26 protein-coding genes are annotated in these 22,481 nt (G+C 59.5%); 12 read left to right on the top strand and 14 right to left on the bottom strand.

Features of this window, described 5'->3' with window-relative positions; all coding sequences use genetic code 11:
* Positions 1 to 159: 159 nt before the first annotated feature.
* Complete coding sequence (locus ACWKWE_RS06560) at positions 160 to 843, top strand: response regulator (RefSeq protein ID WP_166596691.1); 684 nt, start codon at positions 160 to 162, stop codon at positions 841 to 843.
* A complete protein-coding gene (locus ACWKWE_RS06555) occupies positions 840 to 2,174 on the top strand; it encodes an ATP-binding protein (RefSeq protein WP_483850051.1) in 1,335 nt (444 codons plus the stop codon). Before ACWKWE_RS06560 ends, ACWKWE_RS06555 begins: the two co-directional genes overlap by 4 nt.
* A 64-nt stretch (positions 2,175 to 2,238) precedes the next feature.
* On the opposite strand, the gene ACWKWE_RS06550 is transcribed toward ACWKWE_RS06555, so the two are convergent.
* On the bottom strand, positions 2,239 to 2,691 hold the full coding sequence (locus tag ACWKWE_RS06550; RefSeq protein WP_166596693.1) for an SgcJ/EcaC family oxidoreductase: 453 nt from the start codon (positions 2,689 to 2,691) through the stop codon (positions 2,239 to 2,241).
* Between the two features lie 370 nt (positions 2,692 to 3,061).
* On the opposite strand from ACWKWE_RS06550, the gene ACWKWE_RS06545 reads away from it, so the two are divergent.
* From ACWKWE_RS06545 to ACWKWE_RS06535, 3 genes are all read left to right on the top strand, one after another.
* The gene (locus ACWKWE_RS06545; protein ID WP_483850050.1) at positions 3,062 to 4,351 is read left to right on the top strand and encodes a serine/threonine transporter; all 1,290 of its coding nucleotides are present in this window, start codon (positions 3,062 to 3,064) and stop codon (positions 4,349 to 4,351) included.
* A gap of 165 nt (positions 4,352 to 4,516) precedes the next feature.
* On the top strand, positions 4,517 to 5,458 hold the full coding sequence (locus ACWKWE_RS06540) for a sensor domain-containing diguanylate cyclase (RefSeq protein ID WP_166596695.1): 942 nt from the start codon (positions 4,517 to 4,519) through the stop codon (positions 5,456 to 5,458).
* A 113-nt stretch (positions 5,459 to 5,571) separates the two neighbouring features.
* Positions 5,572 to 5,748, top strand: coding sequence for a hypothetical protein (locus ACWKWE_RS06535; protein WP_483850049.1), 177 nt, complete (start codon positions 5,572 to 5,574; stop codon positions 5,746 to 5,748).
* A 73-nt stretch (positions 5,749 to 5,821) separates the two neighbouring features.
* Here the strand turns inward: ACWKWE_RS06535 and ACWKWE_RS06530 are convergent, their stop codons facing one another.
* A complete protein-coding gene (locus ACWKWE_RS06530; RefSeq protein ID WP_483850048.1) occupies positions 5,822 to 6,616 on the bottom strand; it encodes an SDR family NAD(P)-dependent oxidoreductase in 795 nt (264 codons plus the stop codon).
* A gap of 201 nt (positions 6,617 to 6,817) precedes the next feature.
* Here ACWKWE_RS06530 and ACWKWE_RS06525 point away from each other — a divergent pair, with 201 nt between their 5' ends.
* Positions 6,818 to 7,597, top strand: a complete 780-nt coding sequence (locus ACWKWE_RS06525; protein WP_483850047.1) for a DeoR/GlpR family DNA-binding transcription regulator — start codon at positions 6,818 to 6,820, stop codon at positions 7,595 to 7,597.
* Positions 7,598 to 7,630: 33 nt separating this feature from the next.
* On the opposite strand, the gene ACWKWE_RS06520 is transcribed toward ACWKWE_RS06525, so the two are convergent.
* A complete protein-coding gene (locus ACWKWE_RS06520) occupies positions 7,631 to 9,160 on the bottom strand; it encodes a sensor domain-containing diguanylate cyclase (protein WP_483850046.1) in 1,530 nt (509 codons plus the stop codon).
* 380 nt (positions 9,161 to 9,540) lie between these two features.
* On the opposite strand from ACWKWE_RS06520, the gene ACWKWE_RS06515 reads away from it, so the two are divergent.
* Positions 9,541 to 9,945 (top strand): YidH family protein, encoded by a 405-nt coding sequence (locus tag ACWKWE_RS06515; protein ID WP_166596700.1) that lies wholly within the window; start codon positions 9,541 to 9,543, stop codon positions 9,943 to 9,945.
* Positions 9,942 to 10,280 (top strand): DUF202 domain-containing protein, encoded by a 339-nt coding sequence (locus tag ACWKWE_RS06510; RefSeq protein WP_483850045.1) that lies wholly within the window; start codon positions 9,942 to 9,944, stop codon positions 10,278 to 10,280. The genes ACWKWE_RS06515 and ACWKWE_RS06510 overlap by 4 nt, the downstream gene beginning before the upstream one ends.
* Before the next feature lie 15 nt (positions 10,281 to 10,295).
* Here the strand turns inward: ACWKWE_RS06510 and ACWKWE_RS06505 are convergent, their stop codons facing one another.
* Positions 10,296 to 10,853, bottom strand: coding sequence for an RrF2 family transcriptional regulator (locus tag ACWKWE_RS06505; protein ID WP_341963103.1), 558 nt, complete (start codon positions 10,851 to 10,853; stop codon positions 10,296 to 10,298).
* Between the two features lie 364 nt (positions 10,854 to 11,217).
* On the opposite strand from ACWKWE_RS06505, the gene ACWKWE_RS06500 reads away from it, so the two are divergent.
* On the top strand, positions 11,218 to 12,423 hold the full coding sequence (locus tag ACWKWE_RS06500) for an NAD(P)/FAD-dependent oxidoreductase (protein WP_483850044.1): 1,206 nt from the start codon (positions 11,218 to 11,220) through the stop codon (positions 12,421 to 12,423).
* A 57-nt stretch (positions 12,424 to 12,480) separates the two neighbouring features.
* Here ACWKWE_RS06500 and dkgB read toward each other — a convergent pair whose 3' ends face one another.
* From dkgB to ACWKWE_RS06470, 6 genes are all read right to left on the bottom strand, one after another.
* On the bottom strand, positions 12,481 to 13,284 hold the full coding sequence (gene dkgB / locus ACWKWE_RS06495) for a 2,5-didehydrogluconate reductase DkgB (RefSeq protein WP_483850043.1): 804 nt from the start codon (positions 13,282 to 13,284) through the stop codon (positions 12,481 to 12,483).
* Positions 13,285 to 13,567: 283 nt separating this feature from the next.
* Complete coding sequence (locus ACWKWE_RS06490; RefSeq protein WP_483850042.1) at positions 13,568 to 14,107, bottom strand: PaaI family thioesterase; 540 nt, start codon at positions 14,105 to 14,107, stop codon at positions 13,568 to 13,570.
* A 121-nt stretch (positions 14,108 to 14,228) separates the two neighbouring features.
* A complete protein-coding gene (locus tag ACWKWE_RS06485; RefSeq protein WP_166596706.1) occupies positions 14,229 to 14,789 on the bottom strand; it encodes a DUF1003 domain-containing protein in 561 nt (186 codons plus the stop codon).
* Between the two features lie 89 nt (positions 14,790 to 14,878).
* Complete coding sequence (locus tag ACWKWE_RS06480) at positions 14,879 to 15,085, bottom strand: hypothetical protein (protein ID WP_110950801.1); 207 nt, start codon at positions 15,083 to 15,085, stop codon at positions 14,879 to 14,881.
* A 122-nt stretch (positions 15,086 to 15,207) separates the two neighbouring features.
* Positions 15,208 to 15,690, bottom strand: coding sequence for a GreA/GreB family elongation factor (locus ACWKWE_RS06475; RefSeq protein ID WP_483850041.1), 483 nt, complete (start codon positions 15,688 to 15,690; stop codon positions 15,208 to 15,210).
* A 24-nt stretch (positions 15,691 to 15,714) separates the two neighbouring features.
* Complete coding sequence (locus ACWKWE_RS06470; protein ID WP_483850040.1) at positions 15,715 to 16,110, bottom strand: hypothetical protein; 396 nt, start codon at positions 16,108 to 16,110, stop codon at positions 15,715 to 15,717.
* Between the two features lie 117 nt (positions 16,111 to 16,227).
* Here ACWKWE_RS06470 and earP point away from each other — a divergent pair, with 117 nt between their 5' ends.
* Together earP and ACWKWE_RS06460 are read left to right on the top strand one after the other, a co-directional pair.
* Complete coding sequence (gene earP, locus ACWKWE_RS06465; protein WP_483850039.1) at positions 16,228 to 17,361, top strand: elongation factor P maturation arginine rhamnosyltransferase EarP; 1,134 nt, start codon at positions 16,228 to 16,230, stop codon at positions 17,359 to 17,361.
* Positions 17,362 to 17,448: 87 nt separating this feature from the next.
* Complete coding sequence (locus ACWKWE_RS06460; RefSeq protein ID WP_166596711.1) at positions 17,449 to 18,018, top strand: elongation factor P; 570 nt, start codon at positions 17,449 to 17,451, stop codon at positions 18,016 to 18,018.
* Between the two features lie 230 nt (positions 18,019 to 18,248).
* Here ACWKWE_RS06460 and ACWKWE_RS06455 read toward each other — a convergent pair whose 3' ends face one another.
* From ACWKWE_RS06455 to ACWKWE_RS06445, 3 genes are all read right to left on the bottom strand, one after another.
* On the bottom strand, positions 18,249 to 19,268 hold the full coding sequence (locus ACWKWE_RS06455) for an alpha/beta hydrolase (RefSeq protein ID WP_483850038.1): 1,020 nt from the start codon (positions 19,266 to 19,268) through the stop codon (positions 18,249 to 18,251).
* Between the two features lie 26 nt (positions 19,269 to 19,294).
* Complete coding sequence (locus tag ACWKWE_RS06450) at positions 19,295 to 19,714, bottom strand: organic hydroperoxide resistance protein (protein ID WP_483850037.1); 420 nt, start codon at positions 19,712 to 19,714, stop codon at positions 19,295 to 19,297.
* A gap of 345 nt (positions 19,715 to 20,059) precedes the next feature.
* Positions 20,060 to 20,533 (bottom strand): MarR family winged helix-turn-helix transcriptional regulator, encoded by a 474-nt coding sequence (locus ACWKWE_RS06445; protein ID WP_166596714.1) that lies wholly within the window; start codon positions 20,531 to 20,533, stop codon positions 20,060 to 20,062.
* Between the two features lie 240 nt (positions 20,534 to 20,773).
* On the opposite strand from ACWKWE_RS06445, the gene ACWKWE_RS06440 reads away from it, so the two are divergent.
* Entirely contained in the window at positions 20,774 to 21,520 is a 747-nt protein-coding gene (locus ACWKWE_RS06440; RefSeq protein ID WP_483850461.1) for a sulfite exporter TauE/SafE family protein, read from the top strand.
* A gap of 9 nt (positions 21,521 to 21,529) precedes the next feature.
* On the opposite strand, the gene ACWKWE_RS06435 is transcribed toward ACWKWE_RS06440, so the two are convergent.
* Positions 21,530 to 22,384 carry a LysR substrate-binding domain-containing protein gene (locus ACWKWE_RS06435; protein WP_401145325.1) on the bottom strand — a complete coding sequence of 285 codons (855 nt, stop codon included), beginning with the start codon at positions 22,382 to 22,384 and terminating at the stop codon, positions 21,530 to 21,532.
* Between the last annotated feature and the right edge of the window lie 97 nt (positions 22,385 to 22,481).

The following is a 22,481-nucleotide window of genomic DNA, read 5'->3' as shown; positions in this document are numbered from 1 at the left end:
GTCGATTATTGATGGCGTGAGGGTGAAGGGAGGTGATTAAGGCCTGATTAACGGGGGCGGGATCGCGACGCCTTCCCGCTTCTGGCCGCAGGCGGGGATCGTGCATAATCCACCCTTAATCCCACCCTGTTTCAATCGCCTTTTTTTCGAGGCCGCCTCATGCACGTACTGCTCTGTGAAGACGACGACCTGATTGCCAGCGGTATCGTGGCCGGTCTGGATGCCCAAGGCCTGACGGTGGATCGGGTGGCGACGGCGTCCGCAGCGCGGGCGATGCTGGCGGCGGCGCATTTCGACGTCATGGTGCTGGACCTCGGCCTGCCTGACGAAGATGGCCTCAAATTGCTGCGCCAGTTGCGCCAGCAGGGCACCGACATTCCCGTGCTGATCCTCACCGCACGCGACACCGTCACCGACCGCGTCGATGGCCTTCAGGCCGGGGCCGACGATTACCTGCTCAAACCCTTTGACCTGCGCGAGCTGAGCGCGCGCCTGCACACGCTGGTGCGGCGCATGGCCGGGCGCAGCGTCAATGTCATCGAACACGGTGTGTTGACCTACGACCCCAGCAGCCGCGAAACCCGCCTTGCCGGTCAGCCGGTGGACCTGTCGCGCCGTGAACAGGCGCTGCTTCAAGCCTTGCTCAACAACAATGGCCGTGTGCTCTCCAGCGAACAGCTCAAAGACTGCGTGTACGGCTTTGGCGACGAAGTCGAGAGCAACGCCCTCAACGTCCATATTCACCACCTGCGCCGCAAGCTGGGTGGCGGCATCATCGAAACGGTTCGCGGCCTCGGCTATCGGCTGGGGCCTGCCGGAGACTTGCCGGAGCCGCAGCGATGATGAGCCTGAGAACCCGCCTGAGCCTGACGTTGGGTTCGGCGTTCATCGTCATTTGGGTGCTGGCGGCGGCGTGGATGCTGCGCGACTTGCGCATGCAGATGATGGAATCCCTCGACCAGCGGCTAGAAGCCTCGGCGCGCATGGTCGCCGGGCTGCTCGAACAGATGCAGATGCCCACCGACGGCGATGGCAAAACCCTGCGCGCCGGGGAGTTGAGCATTCCCAATGGCATGGCCTGCCAGCTGAGTTCGTTGCGCGGCCAGGTGCTGGCGCGCACCGAAAGTTCGCCTGCGGAACCGCTGAAAGCCGATTCCAGCGGCTTCGTCGATCAGATGATCAACGGCGAGCACTGGCGCGTGTACACGATGATGCACGGCAACGTGCGAGTCAGTACGGCAGACCGGCAGATCGAGCGGGACGTCCTCGGCCATTCGGTGCTACTGGCGGCTTCAGTACCGGTGCTGGTGGCGCTTTTCGGCAGCCTGATTCTGGTCTGGTTCGGCATCGGGCGAGGGCTGGCGCCGTTGAACCGGATGCGTGACGCGCTGAACCGCCACAGCGCCGATTCCGTCGAGCCGCTGGACGTGCCCAATCTGCCCAGCGAATTGCAGCCCCTGCTGATCAGCCAGAATCAGCTGTTTCAGCGGATCGCACAGACCCTTGAGCGCGAACGTCGGCTGACAGGGGACGCGGCTCACGAACTGCGCAGCCCCCTGACCGCCATCAAGACCCACCTGCAAGTGGCGCGTATGACCGAGGGTGAGAAACGCGACCGGTCATTGGCCCACGCGGAAGAGGGCGCCGACCGCATGCACCGGACCCTTGAGCAACTGTTGTTGCTGGCGCGGGTCGAGGGCAGCCTGTCGTTCGACGATGGCGTGCAGTGCGACGCCGAAAAGGTCGCACGGCTGGCCATTCATGACGCCAACCATGGCGATGACTCGCGCATCGAGCTGATCCTGCCGTCGCAGTTATCTACAGCGCCGGTCGAAATGCCGGCTGCACTGGCCGTGGCGGCATTGCGCAACTTGTTGGATAACGCCCTGCGCCACACACAGGCAGGCGCACGGGTCGAATTGAGCGTGGAAACATTCAACGGTCATGCGCATTTCCGCGTAAGGGATTACGGGCCGGGCATTCCCGAGCCGGACCTCGACAAGCTCACCCAGCGCTTCTGGCGCAACGGCAAAAGCCCAGGTGCAGGGCTCGGATTGGCCATCGTGCAGGCCATCGTTCAGCGCTGCGATTGTTCGCTGAAATTCGACAGCCGCAGTGACGGATTGCGCGTGGAGCTCAGCGTGCCGTTGCGGCGGGGTGGTTCAACAGACTAAATGTGACGGTTCTTATTTTTTCGGTCAACTTTGGCAGGTCTGGGAGGCCATTCGACCTCTGTCGTCATGCCTCGGGCACGGCTGATGAATGATGCGAGGTGATGAGCCACTGGTCATCGACCCACGCATAGCTGAAGGTGTAGCGGGCCTGAATGGTCGAGTTGTCCTGGAAGCGGAAGGTGTAAGTCCCGGTATCGATTGCACCGTTGCAACTCGCAATAAGTGTGCTGCTGTCGATGCGTCCTACTGGTTTGTTCGCAATGAAGTGTTTGAAGTAGTCGACTTTCCCGTCGTGGTCGGTTCTTGGTGTATTGGAAACGGTTGGAAGCAAGACAGCGTCGGCCGTGTAGAGGGCTGCCACCTTTTCAGCGTCTCCGCTTTGCAGGGATTGATTCCATCGGTCGAATAGCGCCATTGCGAGTGGCTTGTCCAGAAAATGGCAGGGTTCCGGGGCGGCTTGCACCGCCGTAGAGGCTGACAGAACGAATACCGTGAATAGAGTCGAAGCGTTGAGCATACATTGCCTTCCGTTGGCGATTGATTGAAGGACTAGAGCCTAACCAAGGGCGCGTGGTTCAGATAGCGCGGGATGATGGAGATGAGTTTCAAGCGGTTTCGATCCAGGAACGGATCCAGAATGTGCTGTCGTGCAAAATCCCTGTCATGTCCACAGGACGGGCAGGGTGTCGAAGGTAAACGTGTCACCGTGACCCGTCAGAAATCTCTGAAAGCACGACCATCCCTCCGACAACCCTTTGATTCTGTTCCCTAATCCCGGACAATCGCGCCCCTTTCCCTGTAGAGAACCGGTCAGGGGCGCTGACTGCCGAGCTTTTCGACGCGCTTTTGACCTTGTAGCTATCACCGGCAACGGAGAAATCGACCGGATGAACGATCAGGCCAACAGCGTCGAGCGAACCCTCGACGCCGCGCCCGCTGGCGCGACCACGGGCATGACCAAATGGGCGCGTCAGGACACCACCTGGATGCTCGGGCTGTTTGGCACCGCCATCGGTGCAGGCACGCTGTTTTTGCCGATCAACGCAGGCATCGGCGGCTTCTGGCCCTTGCTGATCCTGGCGTTGCTGGCGTTCCCCATGACGTTCTACGCGCACCGCGGCCTGACCCGTTTCGTGTTGTCCGGTCGTGAAGGCGCTGACATCACCGAGGTGGTCGAGCAGCATTTCGGCAAGAAGGCCGGTGCACTGATCACGCTGCTGTATTTCTTCGCGGTGTTCCCGATCCTGCTGATCTACAGCGTGGCGCTGACCAACACCGTGACCAGCTTTCTCGAACACCAATTGCACGTTCAACCGCCGCCTCGGGCCATCCTGGCGTTCGTGCTGATCATCGGCCTGCTGGCCGTGGTGCGTTGCGGCGAGCAACTGATCGTCAAGGCCATGAGCCTGATGGTCTATCCGTTCATCGTCGCGCTGCTGTTTCTTGCCGTGTTTCTGATTCCTCACTGGACCGGCGGCATCCTCACCACCGCGACCAACGTGCCTGCGCCGTCTGCTTTGCTGCACACGCTGTGGCTGGCGATCCCGGTGATGGTGTTCTCGTTCAACCATTCACCGATCATTTCCGCCTTCGCCGTGGATCAGAAGCGCCAATACGGCGAACAGGCCGAGCAGCGCAGTTCGCAGATCCTCGCTCGCGCCCACGGGCTGATGGTGGTCATGGTGCTGTTCTTCGTGTTCAGTTGCGTCTTGACCCTGTCGCCCGAGCAATTGAGCGAGGCGAAGGCGCAGAACCTGTCGATCCTGTCCTACCTGGCCAACCATTTCAGCAACCCGACCATCGCGTTCGCTGCGCCGCTGATTGCGTTCGTGGCGATCACCAAGTCGTTCCTCGGCCATTACATCGGCGCCAGTGAAGGCCTAAAGGGGCTGGTGATCAAAAGCGGCCGTCGTCCTTCGCCACGGACGCTGGACCGTCTGACCGCCGGTTTCATGTTGGTGGTCTGCTGGCTGGTGGCAACCCTCAACCCGAGCATTCTCGGGATGATCGAAACCCTGGGCGGGCCGGTCATCGCGGCGTTGCTGTTCCTGATGCCCATGTACGCCGTGCGCAAGGTGCCAGCGATGCGTCAATACGCGGGCAAGCTGTCCAACGTGTTTGTCGTGGTGGTGGGGCTGGTGTCGATTTCGGCGCTGGTCTATTCGTTGATGCCTTAGGTTTTGTCTGTTTACCGGCGTCCGGGTGGCCCATCGGGCGCCGCTGGTGGACCGCCCGCTGCCGATGATCCGAAATCCCGACGCTCACCTGTGTCGGCTATTGCGCACACGGCGTAGTGGCAACATGCTCTCACCACATTTTTCAGCCTGAAAACGTGACCGATCATGAGCGATTCCATTCCGCCGTCTGGCACTGAGAGCGATGTCTATAAAACCCTGCTTGAGTCGACGAAGGCGATTCCGTGGCGAATCGACTGGCAGAGCATGACCTTCAGCTACATCGGCCCGCAGATCGAGCAATTGCTGGGCTGGGAGCAGGGCAGTTGGGTGGGTATCAATGATTGGGTGGAACGCATGCACCCGGATGATCGCGATTACGTGGTGAACTTCTGCGTCTCGCAGTCCAAGGCGGGCGTCGATCATGAGGCCGATTACCGCGCGCTGACCAAGGATGGCGAGTACGTGTGGATTCGCGACGTGGTCCATGTGGTGCGCAAGCATGGCGAAGTCGAGGCGTTGGTGGGCTTCATGTTCGACATCAGCGAGCGCAAGAAAACCGAGGAGCACCTGGTGCGCCTGCAAAAGCAACTGGAAGCGTTTTCCTATCAAGACGGCCTGACCGGCATCGCCAATCGACGCATGTTCGACACGGTGCTGGAGCGCGAGTGGGCCAGTGCTCAAGAGACCGGTCAGCCACTGTCGTTGATCATTCTGGATATCGATTACTTCAAGCAGTACAACGACCGTTACGGGCACATCAAGGGTGATGAAGCCCTGCGCACGGTGGCCAAGACGCTATCGCTGGCGGCCAACAATCCCGGCGATTTCATTGCCCGCATCGGCGGTGAAGAGTTCGTCTGGCTGTTGCCGAACACCGATCAGGAGGCCGCGCGCAAGGTGGCGGACAAGTGCATGCAATTAGTCCGTCAGCAGCAGATCGCCCATGAGAAATCCGAGGTTTCGCCATTGCTGACGCTGAGCCTGGGCGTGGGCACCACGGTGCCGGGTGCTGAAGCCAGCGCGGTGTCCTTCATCGAACAGGTGGATGGGCTGCTGTACCACGTCAAGCGCAACGGTCGGATGCGCGCTGAATACGGCGAGTTTTGAGGGAACTGACGGTGTTTTATGACCGGCGGGTCGCGAATCGACGAGTGGTTCGCAAGGCTGGTCTATAGTCTCCCGGCGTTCTTACGCGCATCTTTGGACAGGGAGGCTCAAACATGGCTGACAAATCCGTAGTATCGGCGAGCGCGGAATTTCTGGACTCGTCCGTTTCATTCAAACCCACTGACTTTCCCCGCATCGGGCGAGCCAGAGCGGCGTCAGACACCTTCGAGCTCAGCGAACTGAAACCCTGGTTCACGTTAGTGGACGACGAGGAAGAAGAGGAGGAATAGACACCTTGATACCGCCGAGAAAGGCCAGGGGTGTCACGGTTGTGCCCCCTGGTCACCGACGTTTCAGCGCTGATCAGGCGATGGTATCCACCACGCCCCCGTCCACACGCAAGGCCGCGCCACTGGTGGCCGACGCCTGTTTCGACGACACGTACACCACCATGTTTGCCACTTCTTCGATGGTCGCCGCCCGCTGAATGATCGAGCTGGGACGATGGGCCATCACAAAATCCGCTGCGCAATCTTCCAGGGATTTGCCGGATTTTTTCACCTCGTCTTTCAGCATGTCAGCAACGCCTTCGGAGAGGGTCGGACCCGGCAAAACGGCATTGACCGTGACGCCCGTGCCTGCCAGACGCTTGGCCAGCCCGCGTGAAATCGACAGATTGGAGGTTTTGGTAAAACCGTAGTGAATCATGTCCGCCGGAATGTTCAGGCCCGACTCCGAGGAGATGAACACGATCCGGCCCCAGCCGTTTTTTGCCATGTCATCGGCATAGGCGCGGGACAGACGGACCCCCGACATCACGTTGACATCGAAGAAGCGTTGCCACACGTCGTCCGGGGTGTCGAAGAAATCCTGCGGACCGTAGATGCCGACGTTGTTGATCAAAATGTCCACCTTCGGCACCGCCTTCACCAAGGCCTCGCAGCCCTCCGCCGTGCCCACGTCCGTCGCCACCCCGCGCAATTTCGCACCCGGCACTTCGCTCTGGATGCGAGCCACGGTCGCATCGACCACGTCCTTCTTGCGTCCGTTGACGATCACCTCGGCGCCTGTCTCCGCCAGGCCCTTGGCAATGGCGTAACCGATGCCCAACGTCGAACCGGTTACCAGGGCTGTCTTGCCGGTCAAATCGATTTTCATGTGGGATGTCTCCGTTAAGGTCGAAAGAAAGATGGAGTGCTGAAACCGAGAGGGGTTCAGGGGGATCACGCGGGCAGTCGCGTTTTCGTTGACGCCGTCCTCAGGCCTGTGAGCATAGGCAACCTCTGGTTTGACACCACCCCCAACCGCAATCATGATCCTGCTCGTTCATGACCGATTCCGCTTGATGTCGAGGCCTTTATGTCTGCCAGTCCCGAAGTTTTCCCCGGCGAGCGTCAGCGTCAGATCACTGAACGCCTGGCTGCACAAGGGCGTGTGATTGCCGCAGACCTTGCGACGGAGTTCAACGTTTCCGAGCATTCGATTCGCCGGGACCTGGGGGCTCTGGCAGCGGCGGGGTTGTGCAAACGGGTTTACGGCGGGGCGATTTCGCTGGCTTCTGATGGACCGATCACGGCGCGGATCGAGCATGAGCCTAATCGTAAGCGCGCACTCGGCATCGCCGCTGCGAACCTCATCGGTGTTGGACAGCATGTGTTCATCGACGGCGGTTCGACTAATCTCGCCATTGCCCGGGCCATCGACCCGAACATGGCCCTGACGATCACCACCAACGCGCCGCTGATCGCCGTCGAGTTGATGAAGCTGCCGAAGGTCGAGGTGATCCTCCTGGGCGGGCGCTTGAGTCCGGTGGCGGGGAGTGCGTATGGCTTCACCACGATTCAGCAATTGAGCCATTTCAATTTTGACCTGTGCTTCCTCGGGGCCTGCGCGCTGGATGCGGTGAAGGGCGTGACGGCGTTTGACATGGAGGTGGCGGAGTTCAAGCGGGCCGTGGTGGCGCGCAGCGGTCAGGTCGCGGTGGCGGTGATCAACACGAAGCTGGCGAGCATTGCGCATTACCAGGTGGCGTCTTGCGAAGACGTCGGCGCATTGGTGGTCGAAGCGGATGCGCCGGAAGACCGTTTGCAGCTGTTTCGCGGGAAGGTCGCGCAGATCGTGATCGCACAGGTAAGCTGACGACCTTGGAGACTGATCGAAACGTTAACGGTTTCAGCCCATCACGGTCCGGTTGCGGCCTTCATGCTTGGCAGTGTAAAGCGCGATGTCAGCACGTTCGACGAACGCTTCCATGGTCGGGCACTGATGGGCCGCGCAGCCGTAGACGCCGAGGCTAATACTGACGACCCCATCGGGATTGCCTTTGTGCTCGATGGCACGGGCCAGCACGCTCAGACGAATTTTTTCCGCCAGTGCAAAGGCGCCTTGGGCATCGCTGTACGGCAGGAACACGGCCATTTCTTCACCGCCGTAGCGCACCGCCAGGTCCCCTGTGCGGTTCAGGTTGCTGCGTATGCATTCGGCCACCGCGACAATGCATTTGTCGCCAGCCACGTGCCCATAGTTGTCGTTGTAGCTCTTGAAGTAGTCGATATCGATCATGATCAGGCTCAATGGGTGCAGGTTCGCCTGACCGGCGACGAACTCCAGACCGAGGATTTCCTGAAAGTGGCGGCGGTTGGCCAGACCGGTCAGACCGTCTTGCAGGGCCAACTTTTCCAATGAGTGGCTGGCGATGCGCAGCTGGGATTCGGCGTTGAGGCCGAAGCGAATCTGTTGAAACAGCAGCACGCCGAACAGCAGGTTGGCGATCACGACACAGATGATGATCGCCAATGAGCGCCAGGCGTACTGCCGCCATTCCTCTAGCACCTCTTGTTCCGAAAGTCCCGCCAGCACCACCAATGGATAACGGTCCAGACGCTTGTAGCCGTACAGGCGCAGCTCATGGTCAATGATCGAGCGGACCGTCGCGGTGCCTTCGTAGTGTTCTTTCAGGTACTTGCGAAACAGCTCGCCGTCGGCAATCGACACGCTGCCAATATTCCCCAGCGTCGGGCGGCGGGCCAGCACCGTGCCGTCAGCGGTGGTCAAGGTGATGACGCCGTGTTTACCGATGTCGAAGCGATCAAAGAAGCGCTCGAAGTAAGCCAGCTCAATGGTGGCCAGCACGACGCCCGCGAACTGACCTTGCGCATCGTTGACGCGGCGGGACACCGGGATGATCCAGTCGCCGGTGGTACGGCTGCGGATGGCCTGCCCGATGTGCGGCAGGTTGCTGTCGATGGATTTGTGAAACTGAAAATACTCGCGGTCGGCGTTATTGGCGTTGGCGGGCATGTGATTCAGCGACGTCGCGTCCCAGTTGCCGTCTTTGTCGTAGATGAACAAGCCCTGAATCTGCTCGACGCTGGCCGCAGTGGCGCGCAGGTAGTCATGCATGCGGGGGCTTTTGGCGGTCGCAAAACCGTCGTAGTTGAGGCGTTCGACGATGCCAGCCACGGGAATGTCGGCTTGGTCGAAGGTGTCGTCCGCCTGCTGCGCCATCGAGCGTGAGAGGTTGGCGGCCGTGGTGTCCGCGATTTCCAGTTCATGATTACGGGTCTGGCGCAACTGCCACAACGTGATGCTGGTGATGGAAAAACACACCAGTACGGTAAAAAATCCCGCCAGCCACAGCACAGGCATACGCTTCAGACGCCGATTCCTGGCGTCGAAGTCCGTTCCTTCTACTTGTCTCAAGCCCCGCCCTCGCTGACGTCTACGATTTAAGACAAACCGCGGTGACGAATGCTCCATTATTCGCCGCACCCGGTTTCGCAACTGCGACCGTCTGACACGAAGCGTAGGACAAGTCAGGGATTTTGAAGGGAAAAATCGTAAGGCCCAGATCATTTATCTGGAAAGTAAGCCTCTTGTAGCAGCGAAGTCATTCGTAAGTGTCTCCTCCTTTGGACACACCCTCACGGCGCGTCTGTTTTCAGCCTGATATCAGCTTGATAAATCCGCTACCTCCGCGCGGCTGCGCTTGCGGCTACAGACATCCTCATGTCGCTGCCAATGCGGGCGTTTGCGGGTCATGACCGGTATGATCATCGGCATCTACCCGACCACGGTGCGACATGAATTCTCCGGACTCCGGCAAAGCCCCTTCTCCTGATCGCGATCGCCTGTCTGCATCCTTGCTGGGCGGTGGTTGCGAACCCGATCCACGTTTCACCCTGGCCAACGAACGCACCTTTCTGGCGTGGATACGCACCGCGCTGGCGTTTCTTGCCGGTGGTATCGCCGTGGAAGCGTTCACCGGGGAGGTTTTCACGCCGGGCCTGCGCCGTGCGGTGGCGTTGTCGCTGCTGGTGTTGGCGTTGCTGGTCAGTGCCAGTGCGTGCCTGCGCTGGTTGAAGGTTGAGCGGGCCATGCGTCTGCGCAAACCACTGCCGTTGCCGGTGCTGGTGCCGATCCTCTCGCTGGGGGGCGCGCTGGTGGCGACGGGGCTGATCGTCTTTCTCATTTATGGCGCGCCGTGAGCCGTCGCGGGCAGCAGACGCTGGGGCATGACGATCCGGGGTTGCAACCGGAGCGAACATTGCTGGCGTGGCGACGCACGCTGATGACCCTGTTGGTGGTGTGTACGATTTTTCTGCGCTGGATACCGCGTTTCGGGCTGATCGCGCTGATGCCCATTGTCTTCTCGCTGATGGCGGCGCTGCTCATTCAGATCGCCCTCAACGCCCGCTATCGCAAAAGTGCCAAAGGCCTGAAACAAGAGCGCATCCCCGCGCCATTGCGAGAAGTGGTGGTGCTGGGCGGCACGGTGATCGTGCTCAGTGCGATGGGGCTGTACGCGGTCGGGTTTGCATGAGGTTTAGACCGGGCATCACTTTTCGACCGCGACCACCGGAATGTTCTGATTGTCATTGCCCGATGCACGACTTTCCTTGCGCTCGCTGAGCCAATCGTTGATCTGACCGCCAAACTCCGGCGGCGCCTTGCGCCCTGTGCGGCGCGCGAGGTCGAGAATGGTCTGTTGCGCCAGCGCTTCCTCCATGCGTTTTTGCGCCGTCAGCATGGCTGCGTTGATCCCGCAAACGCCTTCTGTTGCCCAACTCGGCGCACAGCCGTCGAACACCGCGCAGCGTCCCCGGATGTCTCGGCAATCGAAGATCAGCTTGCGCCCATCGATGGCCGTCACGATGTCCAGCAGGGTGATCTCGTCTGAAGGGCGGCCCAGCTTGAAGCCTCCGCGCACGCCCTCGGTCGCGACGACCAACTTGGCCTTCGCCAGTTTGGTGAACACTTTCGCCAGGTATTCCTGAGGCACGCCCTGCAACTCGGCGAGGTCACGCACGCTCGCCTCACGGCTGTCGCCACGCTCGTCCACCAGATACAGCAGGCAATGAATACCGTACTCGACACCGGCGCTGTAAAGAGACATTCGAATCTCCGACTGAATTGATCGTGCAGAAGCTAACAATTTGCGTGGATTACTGCAAGAAACAGCGCTTCCAGATGACCGGTGGCAGGCGATATTCGCTCGGTCGTGACAAAGTGGACGGCCGGTAATCTTCGTTAAATTACTAATTTATAACGTTTTTATTGAATATTTTGGCAAGGCAACGTCCCTCGATCTTGAAATACCGCTTGCTCAAAATAACTACGATCAATAGAGTCGTAGTTGTTTTGAGGCGGCTGCAAACTCCGACTCATCCGAACCTTCACAGGTCTGCGTGGAGCGATTGCCTGCCATGGCCACTGCGACCCACCTTGAAAGCGGCTTGTTACTTTTTTTGGAGCACACAATGAAAAAGCGAATTCTGATTATCGGCGCGGGTTTTGGTGGCATGTGGAGTGCGCTGAGCGCCACGCGTTTGCTGGACAAGCACGACCGCAACGACGTGGAAGTGACCGTATTGGCGCCGGAAGCGGTACTCGGTGTGCGCCCCCGTTTTTACGAGCAGGACGTGCATCAGATGCAGTCGCCGCTGGGGCCGTTGTTCGATGCAGTGGGCGTGACGTTCATCAAAGGCAAGGCCGACACCCTTGATGTGAATGGCAAATCGGTCAGCTACACCGGTGCCAACGGCGATAGAACTTCGATCAACTACGACAAACTGGTTCTGGCCGCGGGCAGCCGTGTCGTGCGTCCGGCGTCGATTCCTGGCATTGAACACGCGTTCGACGTCGATGCGATGGCCGAAGCGATTCGTCTTGAGCAACACATCAAGGCACTGGCCAAACAGCCTGAGTCGGCCACGCGCAATACCGTGGTGGTGGCGGGAGGCGGCTTCACCGGCATCGAAACCGCCACCGAAATGCCCGCCCGTTTACGCGCCGCGCTCGGTGCCGATGCCGACGTTCGCGTCATCATCGTTGATCGCGGGGTGAAGGTGGGCGCGGCCTTGGGTGAGAATATCAGCCCGTCCATCGTCGAGGCGACGGAGACACTGGGCGTGGAGTGGGTGGTGAATGCGTCGGTGGCAGCCGTCGATAGCAGCGGCGTGACCTTGGCGGACGGTCGTCGTATCGACGCCAGCACCGTGATCTGGACGGTTGGTGTGCGCGCCAGTTCGTTGACCGAACAGATTCCGGGCGAGCGCGACGCTTCCGGCCGCCTGCACGTGGACCGCAATCTCAAGGTGATCGGTCAGTCAGACATTTTTGCCACGGGCGACACCGCCTATGCCGCCACGGACGACGCGGGAAATTTCGCGCTGATGACCTGTCAGCATGCCATTGCGCTGGGGCGCTCGGCCGGCAACAACGTCGCGGCGGACCTGCTGGGTGAGGCGCCGATCCCGTACAGCCAGGTCAAATACGTCACCTGTCTGGACCTCGGCGCCTGGGGCGCGGTCTTCACTGAGGGCTGGGATCGTCAGGTGAAACTGACGAAGCAGGAAGGCAAGACGCTGAAGCAGCAGATCAACTCAGTGTGGATCTACCCGCCTGTTGCCGATCGTGAAGCTGCGCTGGCGGCGGCGGACCCTTTGATTCCTGTCGTGGCGTAAGAAAACCGATCCGAAAAAAAGGCGCCTTGGGCGCCTTTTTTCTGTGTTGCAGGGGCGTCAATCCCACTGCGGCGCGAGGCTGCCCGGGCTGGTCAGGCGATGGCCGCGATCCAGCTTGGCGATCTCGGCCATGTCTTCATCGCTGAGTTTCAGATCAACCGCTTTCAGGTTGCTCTCCAGATTGGCGCGTTTGGTCGACGAGGGAATCACCGCGTAACCCAACTGCATGGCCCACGCCAGCGTCACCTGAGCGGGCGTGGCGTTATTGCGCTTGGCAATCGCTCCGATGACCGGGTCTTTCAGCACTTCTCCGTAAGCCAGGGTCATGTACGACGTGATCTTGATGCCGTGCTGTTTGGCGAAGTCCGCCACGATGCGGTTTTGCAGGTACGGGTGCAGTTCGACCTGGTTGGTGGCGATGTGCTCGGCACCGACCGCTGCGATGGCTTCTTCCATCAGCGCCACGGTGAAATTGGACACGCCGATCTCGCGGGTCAGACCTTGTTTCTTGGCTTCCAGCAACGCCCCCATGAATTCTGCGACCGACACCTTGCCGCCCGGCGAAGGCCAGTGGATCAGGGTCAGGTCAACGTGGTCGGTCTTCAGCTTGACGAGGCTTTCTTTCAGGCTAGGAATCAGCTTGTCGGCGGGGTAGTTGTCGGTCCAGATCTTGGTGGTGATGAACAGCTCGTCGCGGGGCACGCCGCTTTGCGCAATGGCCGTCCCGACCTCGGCTTCGTTGCCGTAGATCTGCGCGGTGTCGATGACGCGGTAGCCCAGGTCCAGGCCGTTGCTCACTGAGTCGATGACGACCTGGTCTTTTAAACGAAACGTGCCGAGGCCAAATGCAGGAACAGTCATGAAAAGTCTCCAGTGCGAAGGTGAAAAGTGAGGCCAGTATCCCGGTCCGGGCCCGGCGGAAAAACCGGGGGCGGAGCAAGGGAGTTTTGAGTGGGCGGCATGAATGCGCTGGAAGGGTAGAGCGGGCGCGGAGGGGGATGGTTCAGTCAAATACAGGTGAATGAAAAATCGTCATCGCGAATGAAATCGCTCCCAGAGGTCTGGTTCAACTGCACATGTGCAGGGGTTTCCGATCTCTGTGGGAGCGAATCTATTCGCGAAAAATGGCTTCGGCGCCGCTGATCTACCGATTCATGTCCATGATCAAACAGGTGGTGGTCCCGGTGGCGAAGAGGCGACCGTCAGCGTCGTAAATCTTGCCCTCGGCCAATGCCGTCGAACGGCCCAGATGCACCACCGTGCCTTCCGCCCGAATCGGGCCGGTCTTGTTGGTCAGCGCCCGGATGTAACTGATGCGCAGGTCCAGCGTCGTATAGCCCTGGCCCTTTTTCAATTGCGTGTGAATCGAGCAACCCATGCAAGAGTCGAGCAGCGTCGCGGCATAACCGCCGTGGACGATGCCCAGCGGGTTGTAGTGCTGGGGGCCGGGCGTGCCCTGAAAAATGAACGTGCCGGGTGTCCACTCGATGGGCACGAAATCCATCAACTCACCGATGGGTGGGTGCGGGTAAACGCCGTTGCCGATGCCGTCGAAAAATTCCTGAGGCGTAAGCTGCGCGACCTCCGCGAGATTCATGCTGCCGGATTTGCCCAGGCGGGCGCGGATGGCGGCTTCCTGATTGTGCCAGAGGGCCAAGGTTTCTTCGCGAGAGGTGCTGTGCATGGGCGTACGCTCCGGGAGGCATCCGACAAATTGTCGGATGATGGAAAATTACGACCATAATCCCGCGCATCCATGACGACCGCAATATCATAAATGTCCAGAGACTGCCCGAAACTGCCAGTCAGACAGTGCCGTCCCGCTTCACGAAGTGCTTGTGCATGTCGGCGGTCAGGGCTTCGACCCGCTCGGTCAGTGCCTTGGTCATCTCGGTCAGGCGGGTGTTCTGCTCCATCAACTCCAGCAGTTGCGCGGTGTTTTGAGTGGCGCGGGCCATGCGTTCTTCATTGGCCACGGCCAAGGCTTCACGGTGCTGGGCATCCGCGTCGGCGCTGGCTTTGTCACGGGCAGCCTGGCGGGTCTGAGCCAGCAAAATGAGAGGCGCGGCGTAGGCCGACTGAAGGCTGAAAGCGAGGTTGAGGAGGATGAACGGGTAAACGTCGAATTTCACCAGCCCGCTCAGGTTGGCCCCCACCCACAACAGGACCAGGAGGGTTTGCGCACCCAGAAACGTCGGCGTGCCGAAGAACCGAGCGAACGCCTCGGCTTTCAACGCGAAGGCGTCATTGCCAAAGGTCGGCCCGAGATGCGCGTGGGCTTTGTGAAAGCGCAGATGATCGACCTTCACAGGCGTGGGTTCGGTGGCGGGGCTGGAAGCAGCGGGTTCAGGCACGTCGACAGGCATGGGGTGTTCTCGCAGGCAAAAAAGAGAGGCCCACTATAGGCCCGCGCCCGCGGGCTTTGTACTGAACCTGCGCTGAACGCCCTGACCCTTCAATCCTCCTGATCGGGATACAACGGCTTGGACCGGTGCATGATGTTCGCGTAGTCGTACACATATTGACGGCCCGCGTGGCTGGTCATGCGCAGGCAGTCGATCAGTTGTCGCTCTTTCTTGTTCAGGTATCTCAACCCTTTGTGGTCACTGGACTTGAGGCGATCACGTTCATGGGCGTCAGGGAAGGTAATGACGTTCGTCATGAAATATCTCCTTGGTTAAATCCTTGTGCCCGGTTCCATATTCCGGGTTTACCGTTTGTCGTGCGACAACGCACCATACCCACAACACGTCAGACCCTTCAACCCTGCAAATGATCAACGGATCACAGTACGCGGGTGATCTCAAAGGATTGACGACTTCCATTGACGATGATGTCGAGATCGTCGCCGTCGAATTTGCCCAGCAGGTTCTGCCCCAGAGGCGCACGATGGGTGATGACGGTGATCAGTGTGCCTTCGACGTGAACCTTCAGGCCCGCCGCATCTGGCCCCAGAAACAGGTGCTGCTCGACGCCGCTGGCCGATTCGAGGGTGACGACGTCGCCCGATTGAATCCCGCGTTCTTCATCGAATGGCTTGAGCGTCAGCTTTTGATAGGCGACCAGCGCCTGGCGAATCTCTTCGACCCGACGCGCCTGCCCGGCGGCCAGGTACGAGGCTTCGAGGCCCAGCGTGTCGTACTTGTTCTCGGCGATGTTTTCTTCGTGGGTCGCGGTTTCGTAGGCGGTTTGTGCGGCACGAATCGCGACGTCCAGATCAACGGTCAGTTTCTCGATGATCCCATGTAGGACCTTTTCCTTGTTCATGTCGTTGCTGTGTCTCGTCAGGTGTCAGCCGCAGAACTGATAAATCGCCGCGCGGCTCTTTTCGCTCGGGGCGGTCTGGTTTTGCTGCATCCAGAACTGGCATTTGGGACCGTTGAAACTGCGCTTCCGATCGGCCTGTTCGGCTTCCTGGGCTTGGCGGGCTTCGCTGTCGCGGAGGATCTGTCGGTATTGATCGAACATCGGGTTGTCGCTTGGCGGTTGGGGCTTGGCCGCAGGCGGGCTCGTCAGTTGCGCAGCGGCATTGTTGACGGCCTGTGTCTGTTCGGCGGGCAGGGACTTGTAGATCAGCCAGGCCGTGAGAGCAACGGCCAGAAAACCCAGCCAGATGCCAACAGCGATGGACACGATGAGCTTCAACGGGCGGAGCGTGACAGACAGTTCGCGGTGATTGACGTACATGGCAGACTTCCCCACTTGCACACGGTCGATGCCGCCGATTGTCGCACGACCAAGGCTGGCGATTCTGCACCGTTATAAAGGACAATTCGTTTTTTTGAACATCCTCAGGGAGCCGGGATGAAAGCCTCTTGGGATATTTTCTGTACCGTTGTGGATAACTTTGGCGACGTCGGCGTGACGTTTCGCCTGGCGCGGCAGCTGGCCGCGGAACACGACATGGAAGTGCGCCTGTGGATCGACGACCTGTCAGCCTTCGCACGCCTGTGCCCGGGTGCCGATGCCGAGGTGCCCCAGCAATGGCGGGACGGGGTCAGCGTGCATGTCTGGCCCAAGGACTGGCAGTCGGTCGAACCGGCCGATGTCGTCATCGAAGCCTTCGGCTGTCATCTGCCACCTGCGCAGATCGAGGCGATGAAAGCCCGCGAGCCGCGTCCCCTGTGGCTGAACCTCGACTACCTCAGCGCCGAAGAATGGGTCACTGGCTGTCACGGCCTGCCGTCGCTGCAATCGAGCGGCGTTCAGAAGTTCTTCTTCTTTCCCGGATTCAGGGAGAGCACAGGAGGCCTGTTGCGTGAGGCGGGACTGATCGAACGGCGCCACGCCTTCGAGCAGAACCCGACGGCGCAACAGGCGTTTCTGGCCGATCTGGGCGTTTATCCACAACCCGGCGCGCGGCTGATGTCGCTGTTTGCCTATGAGCATGCGGGGTTGGGATCGTGGTTGACCTGCCTGGCTCAGGATCGGCAGCCGACGCATCTGCTGGTGCCGGAAGGGCGGATCATCAGCGACGTCGAGGGTTGGTTGGGGGTCGAGGGCCTCAGGGCGGGCGCGCTGCATGTTCGCGATCAACTGACGATTCAGGTCTTGCCCTTCGTGCGTCAGGAGGATTACGACCGGCTGTTATGGTGCTGCGCTTTCAACGTGGTACGCGGCGAGGATTCGTTCGTCCGGGCGCAGTGGGCGGGGCGGCCCTTTATCTGGCACATCTATGAACAGGACGATGATGCCCATTGGGCCAAGCTCGATGCGTTTCTGGAGTTGTACCTGGCAGGGTTGTCCGACGCAGCGGGGCAGGCGCTGACCGAAGTATGGCGCAACTGGAGTGCCGGACAGGACATGACGCACAGTTGGGCCGCGCTGGAAAAACACCGGAGTGAGCTGGCGGCGCATGCCGAGCGCTGGTGTCTGGAACGGGCCTTGCAGGACGATCTGACGACTGCGCTGGTAAGGTTTTATCTAAATTGGCTATGATACGCGCCCTTGTAGTAAGCCCTGTACGAAAAGTGGCTTTTCGTACAGGGCTTAGAAAGAACTTCAATCCAAATTCGGATATACGTAATGAAAACTGGCAAAGAGCTTAAACCCGGCACCGTGATCCGTATCGACAACGATCCTTGGCTGGTTCAGAAAGCTGAATTCACCAAGTCGGGCCGTAACAGCGCGATCATGAAGACCAAGCTGAAAAACCTGCTGACCGGCTACAAGACTGAAACCGTCTACAGCGCCGACGACAAGCTGGACGACGTGATCCTGGACCGTAAAGAAGCCACCCTGTCTTTCATCAGCGGTGACACTTTCACGTTCATGGACACCACTGACTACACCATGTACGAGCTGAACGCCGAAGACATCGAAGCCGTTCTGCCATTCGTTGAAGAAGGCATGACCGATGTCTGCGAAGCGATCTTCTTCGAAGAGCGTCTGGTTTCCGTAGAACTGCCGACCACTATCGTGCGCGTCGTTGACTACACCGAAGGCTCCGCTCGCGGCGACACTTCCGGCAAGGTCATGAAGCCTGCCAAGCTGGCCAACGGCACTGAGCTGCAAGTGGCTGACTTCATCGAAATCGGTGACAAGATCGAGATCGATACCCGTGAAGGCGGTTCCTACAAAGGCCGTGCTAAATAAGCATTGCGTTTGTAACGCTGGACACGAAAAAGCCCGACCATCGAGTCGGGCTTTTTTGTGGGCGTCTTGTTACCAGTTCATGAGAATCACCTATGCGTTGATAGGGTTTGAATGCACCGGCCTCATCGCGAGCAAGCTCACTCCTACAGACGACGCGTGACTCTGTAGGAGTGAGCTTGCTCGCGATGAGGCCGGATAAAACCCCAAGGATCTATCCGGCCTGCGTCGTTTTACTTCAGGTGAACCTTCAATTCCTGCGACGCCTGCAACATCGCAGACCGCACTTCCGGCACTTGGCTGATGACGTTCAACAACCCGTAGTCGTGAATCATGCCGTTGTAGCGCACCGCCGTGACGGGCACCCCTGCCTGATCCAGCTTGCGAGCATAGGCTTCGCCTTCGTCACGCAGCACGTCGGCCCCAGCGGTCTGCACCAATGCTGGCGGCAGGCCTTTGAGCTGATCAGTCGTGGCGCGCAGCGGTGAGGCGTAGATCTCGGCGCGTTGCTTCGGATCGGTGGTGTAGTTGTCCCAGAACCACTTCATCATGTTGCGGGTAAGAAAGTGGCCTTCGGCGAATTGTTCATAAGAGCCGGTATCGAAGTTGGCGTCGGTCACAGGCCATAGCAGCACTTGGTAACGAATCGCCGGTGTGCCCTTGTCCTTCGCCATCAAACTGACGACTGCCGCCATGTTGCCACCGACGCTGTTGCCTGCCACGGCCAGACGCTTGCCATCGACGTTGATCTCCTTGCCATGCTCGGCCACCCATTTCGTCGCCGCATAGGCCTGGTTGATCGCCGTCGGGTAGTGCGCTTCAGGCGAAGGGGTGTAGTTGACGAACACCGCCACCGCACCGGAACCCTCGACCAGGTCGCGCACCAACCGCTCGTGGGTCGGGTAGTCGCCCAGCACCCAGCCACCGCCGTGGAAGTACATGAACACAGGCAAGGTCCCCTTGACGCCTGCCGGACGCACGATGGTCAGGCTGATGGTCTGGCCGTCAACCGTGATGGTCTTCTGGCTGACATCGGCGTTGGGCAGGGTCAGCTTGACCCCTGCCTGCGCACCGGTCAGTACAGCGCGGGCGTCTTTGGGCGACAGTTGCTCCATCGGTTTGCCCGTCCCCGCATTCAGGGCATCGAGAAACGCTTGGGTGCTGTGCTCGACGCCGGTGTCGGTGGCGGCGAAGGCGTTACCGATGGACAGCGCGAGGAGTGAGCCAGCCAGAATCTTGCCGAACGTGTTCATGTTTTTCTCCTTGGCGAGCGGATGAGTTAGACAGTCACGTGCAGACGGACGTCAACGTTGCCGCGGGTGGCGTTGGAGTAAGGGCAGACCTGGTGAGCGGCGTCGGCCAGCGCTTGGGCGTCCGCTTGCTCCAGACCCGGCAGGCTGATGTGCAGGTCGATGTCCAGACCGAAGCCGCCAGGAATCTGGCCGATGCCGACATGAGCAGTGATCGAGGCGTCAGCTGGAATGCTGCGCTTGCTTTGGCCGGCGACGAATTTCAGCGCGCCGATGAAGCAGGCCGAGTAGCCAGCAGCAAACAGTTGTTCAGGGTTGGTGGCTTCACCGCCAGCACCGCCGAGTTCTTTCGGGGTGGCCAGTTTCACGTCGAGAATCTTGTCGCTGGAAACAGCACGGCCATCACGGCCACCGGTTGCGGTTGCGACTGCGGTATAGAGAGTTTGCATGATGATTCCTCACTGATGACGTTGGGTTATGTCGTTTAGCTTTGCGCTAAATGTTTGTGCGCTAAGCAAGTGAGATGAAATGTACTGCGCCAATGTTTAGTGCGCAAGATAAATTTCCAAAGAAATTTTTATGATTGACGAAAATTCGATCAACTCACTGATTCAAAAGGAAATTTATTTTCGGGTGTGAGCTGTCTTTTATGCGGGCGCCTGGGCATTCACCGGATTGCGCGAGGCAATGAGTCAAGGGAGGAGCGGCGGTCGTAAAGCCAGGCTCGGCACATCATCCCCATGCCCAGAAATGAAAAAGGCCAGCACGGGCTGACCTTTGAGGATGAGGAGGGATCAGAGGCTCTGATGCAGATTCCCTCGCAACCCCAGCAAATCTCGCTGCAATGCTTGCAGCTGTTCCACGGAGATGCCGCTTGCGGCAAGAATACAGTGAGGAATGCGCTGGGCTTTTTGGTGCAAGGCTTTGCCCTGTTCAGTCAGGTGCAAGAGCACGACGCGTTCGTCCTCCTTGCTGCGGGTACGGCTGATCAGACCTTCGACTTCCAGGCGTTTGAGCAGCGGCGTCAATGAGCCGGGGTCAGTCAACAGACGCGTGCTGACTTCTCCGACCGTCAATCCGTCCTTTTCCCACAGCACCAACATCGCCAAGTACTGGGGATAAGTGAGATTCAGTTCCTGAAGCAGTGGTTTGTACACCTTGGTCATCATCAACGATGTGGAATACAGGGCAAAACACAGCTGATTGTCCAGCAGCAACTCGTCGCAACTGCCAGCGCCCGCCTTGGTGGCGCTATCGTCGGCATTCATGGATACGTCCTCATTTGATCGTCAATGCCCACTAATTTAGTGCCATGATCTTTAATGCACCAGATAAATTGGCTAATCGTTGATCAGGCCTTTGTCTATCAGGGTCGCCGTTGACATGTATAAAACACGATTCGTGAATCGACTCATCACGATTCGTTGACGTCAATGCCGGTCTGTGGATTTCCTCCATTCCCCTGACTGCGTAGCATGCGCGCAGGACTGAAAAGAGGACCGGGTGTGATCGTTGATGTGGTGTGGTATCTGTTGTTGGGCGCGGCCATGGGCACATTGGGCGGTCTGTTCGGGATCGGCGGCGGGCTGGTGGCGATTCCTGCCTTGGGGGTGTTGTTTGGCCTCGATCAACAGCTGGCCCAAGGCACGGCGCTGTTGATGGTGCTGCCCAACGTGCTGTTGGCGTTGTGGCGCTATAACCAGCGCAACCGGATTTCGGTGCGCAACGCGATGATGCTGATCGTCCCGAGCTTCACGGTTTCCTGGCTGACGTCGCTGTGGGCCGTGCAGATTGATGCCCAAAGCATGCGGGTCGGTTTTGTTGGGTTTCTCATCGTGCTGACCCTGTTCAACTTGATCCAGATGTATTGGCGCAAAGGCGACGCCGGTGCCGAGTTGCGTCACAGCAAATGGTTGTGGGTGCTAGGTGTAGGTTCGGGTGTGACGGCGGGCATGTTCGGTGTCGGTGGCGGAGTCATCGCAACGCCCATCCTCACCGGTATCTTTGGCGCGACACAAGTCGCTGCTCAAGGCTTGGCACTGGCGCTGGCGGCCCCGGCGACGCTGATCACCATGACCACCTATGCCTTGCACGGTCATGTGAACTGGCTGATGGGGATACCGCTGGCGATTGGCGGTCTGGCCAGCATCAGTTGGGGTGTCGCCCTTGCGCACAGCATGCCGGAGCGTCTGTTGCGTTCGCTGTTCTGCGTGTTCCTGGTGATCTGCGCCATCATGCTGTGCTTCCGGGTGTAGCCGCGAAACTCACAGCTTGAAGCCCTCGGCGATGTGATCGGCGAGGCATTCGGTGATGGGCGAAGGATTGCTCGGATTGCGTAACAGGACGATGCTTGCCGAGGGCAACTGCGGCAGCCCTTCGGCCTCGCCGAGCACGCGCAAGTCCGAGGTGATCAGGCTTTCCAGCTGAGCCGTCACTGCCAGCCCGGCGCTGACCACGGCCATGATCGCCGCGAGGCTGGCGCTGGTGTACGCCACCCGGTATTCGCGGCCAACCGTATCCAGCGCGTTACAGGCCCACAACCGGCAGAAGCAGTCGCTGTTGAACATCGCCAGGGGAATCGGCGACCGTTCGTGTGGGCAGAATCCCGCAGCTTCGGCCCAGACAAAACGCTCCTGACGCAGAATCTGGCCGATTTCCTTCCCCGGCTCGCGCGTGACGATGCTCAGGTCAAGGTCCTGACGTTGCAGCAGTTGTGCCGATGACTCGCAATGCACTTCCACCTGAATCAGCGGATACGCCTGTGCGAACCGTGACAAAATGCCGGGCAAAAACCGCATCACGTAATCGTCGGGCGTGCCGATTTTCACGGTGCCGACCATATGCGGTTCGCGCAGTGTGTTGAACACCTCGCTGTGCAGTTTGAGGATGCGTCGCGCGTAGCCCAGCAGCACTTGCCCTTCTGCCGTGAGGTTCAACACGCGTCCGTCTTTCTGGAACAGGGGGCGTTGAACCACGTCATCTTCAAGTCGTTTCATTTGCATGCTGACCGCCGACTGCGTGCGGTTCACGACCTCACCAGCCTTAGTGAAACCGCCCTGATCGGCGATAGCCACAAAGGTGCGTAGCAGCTCGCTGTCGATACTCGGGTACGTGGCCATTGCATCAATCTCCCAGATGCACTGCATCAGAAACATTCGTTGGATTGATCTTAAGCCCGGGCAGACAATCTCGCCATCCCCACTTGGAGGGCAAGAC

The organism is Pseudomonas salicis (assembly GCF_057128705.1).
Note: the sequence above shows the minus strand (reverse complement) of the source record. Positions and strands in the feature narration are given on the sequence as shown.

Bases quoted from the DNA above. Each gene is read 5' to 3' on its own strand.
- ACWKWE_RS06515 (WP_166596700.1), top strand. From the start codon at position 9,541: ATGAATTCTCCGGACTCCGGCAAAGCCCCTTCTCCTGATCGCGATCGC.
- ACWKWE_RS06550 (WP_166596693.1), bottom strand. From the start codon at position 2,691: ATGCTCAACGCTTCGACTCTATTCACGGTATTCGTTCTGTCAGCCTCT.
- ACWKWE_RS06545 (WP_483850050.1), top strand. From the start codon at position 3,062: ATGAACGATCAGGCCAACAGCGTCGAGCGAACCCTCGACGCCGCGCCC.
- earP (WP_483850039.1), top strand. From the start codon at position 16,228: ATGAAAGCCTCTTGGGATATTTTCTGTACCGTTGTGGATAACTTTGGC.
- ACWKWE_RS06480 (WP_110950801.1), bottom strand. From the start codon at position 15,085: ATGACGAACGTCATTACCTTCCCTGACGCCCATGAACGTGATCGCCTC.
- ACWKWE_RS06460 (WP_166596711.1), top strand. From the start codon at position 17,449: ATGAAAACTGGCAAAGAGCTTAAACCCGGCACCGTGATCCGTATCGAC.
- ACWKWE_RS06445 (WP_166596714.1), bottom strand. From the start codon at position 20,533: ATGAATGCCGACGATAGCGCCACCAAGGCGGGCGCTGGCAGTTGCGAC.
- ACWKWE_RS06455 (WP_483850038.1), bottom strand. From the start codon at position 19,268: ATGAACACGTTCGGCAAGATTCTGGCTGGCTCACTCCTCGCGCTGTCC.
- ACWKWE_RS06475 (WP_483850041.1), bottom strand. From the start codon at position 15,690: ATGAACAAGGAAAAGGTCCTACATGGGATCATCGAGAAACTGACCGTT.
- ACWKWE_RS06470 (WP_483850040.1), bottom strand. From the start codon at position 16,110: ATGTACGTCAATCACCGCGAACTGTCTGTCACGCTCCGCCCGTTGAAG.
- ACWKWE_RS06505 (WP_341963103.1), bottom strand. From the start codon at position 10,853: ATGTCTCTTTACAGCGCCGGTGTCGAGTACGGTATTCATTGCCTGCTG.
- ACWKWE_RS06525 (WP_483850047.1), top strand. From the start codon at position 6,818: ATGTCTGCCAGTCCCGAAGTTTTCCCCGGCGAGCGTCAGCGTCAGATC.
- dkgB (WP_483850043.1), bottom strand. From the start codon at position 13,284: ATGACTGTTCCTGCATTTGGCCTCGGCACGTTTCGTTTAAAAGACCAG.
- ACWKWE_RS06530 (WP_483850048.1), bottom strand. From the start codon at position 6,616: ATGAAAATCGATTTGACCGGCAAGACAGCCCTGGTAACCGGTTCGACG.
- ACWKWE_RS06490 (WP_483850042.1), bottom strand. From the start codon at position 14,107: ATGCACAGCACCTCTCGCGAAGAAACCTTGGCCCTCTGGCACAATCAG.
- ACWKWE_RS06535 (WP_483850049.1), top strand. From the start codon at position 5,572: ATGGCTGACAAATCCGTAGTATCGGCGAGCGCGGAATTTCTGGACTCG.
- ACWKWE_RS06450 (WP_483850037.1), bottom strand. From the start codon at position 19,714: ATGCAAACTCTCTATACCGCAGTCGCAACCGCAACCGGTGGCCGTGAT.
- ACWKWE_RS06540 (WP_166596695.1), top strand. From the start codon at position 4,517: ATGAGCGATTCCATTCCGCCGTCTGGCACTGAGAGCGATGTCTATAAA.
- ACWKWE_RS06560 (WP_166596691.1), top strand. From the start codon at position 160: ATGCACGTACTGCTCTGTGAAGACGACGACCTGATTGCCAGCGGTATC.
- ACWKWE_RS06500 (WP_483850044.1), top strand. From the start codon at position 11,218: ATGAAAAAGCGAATTCTGATTATCGGCGCGGGTTTTGGTGGCATGTGG.
- ACWKWE_RS06555 (WP_483850051.1), top strand. From the start codon at position 840: ATGATGAGCCTGAGAACCCGCCTGAGCCTGACGTTGGGTTCGGCGTTC.
- ACWKWE_RS06485 (WP_166596706.1), bottom strand. From the start codon at position 14,789: ATGCCTGTCGACGTGCCTGAACCCGCTGCTTCCAGCCCCGCCACCGAA.
- ACWKWE_RS06435 (WP_401145325.1), bottom strand. From the start codon at position 22,384: ATGGCCACGTACCCGAGTATCGACAGCGAGCTGCTACGCACCTTTGTG.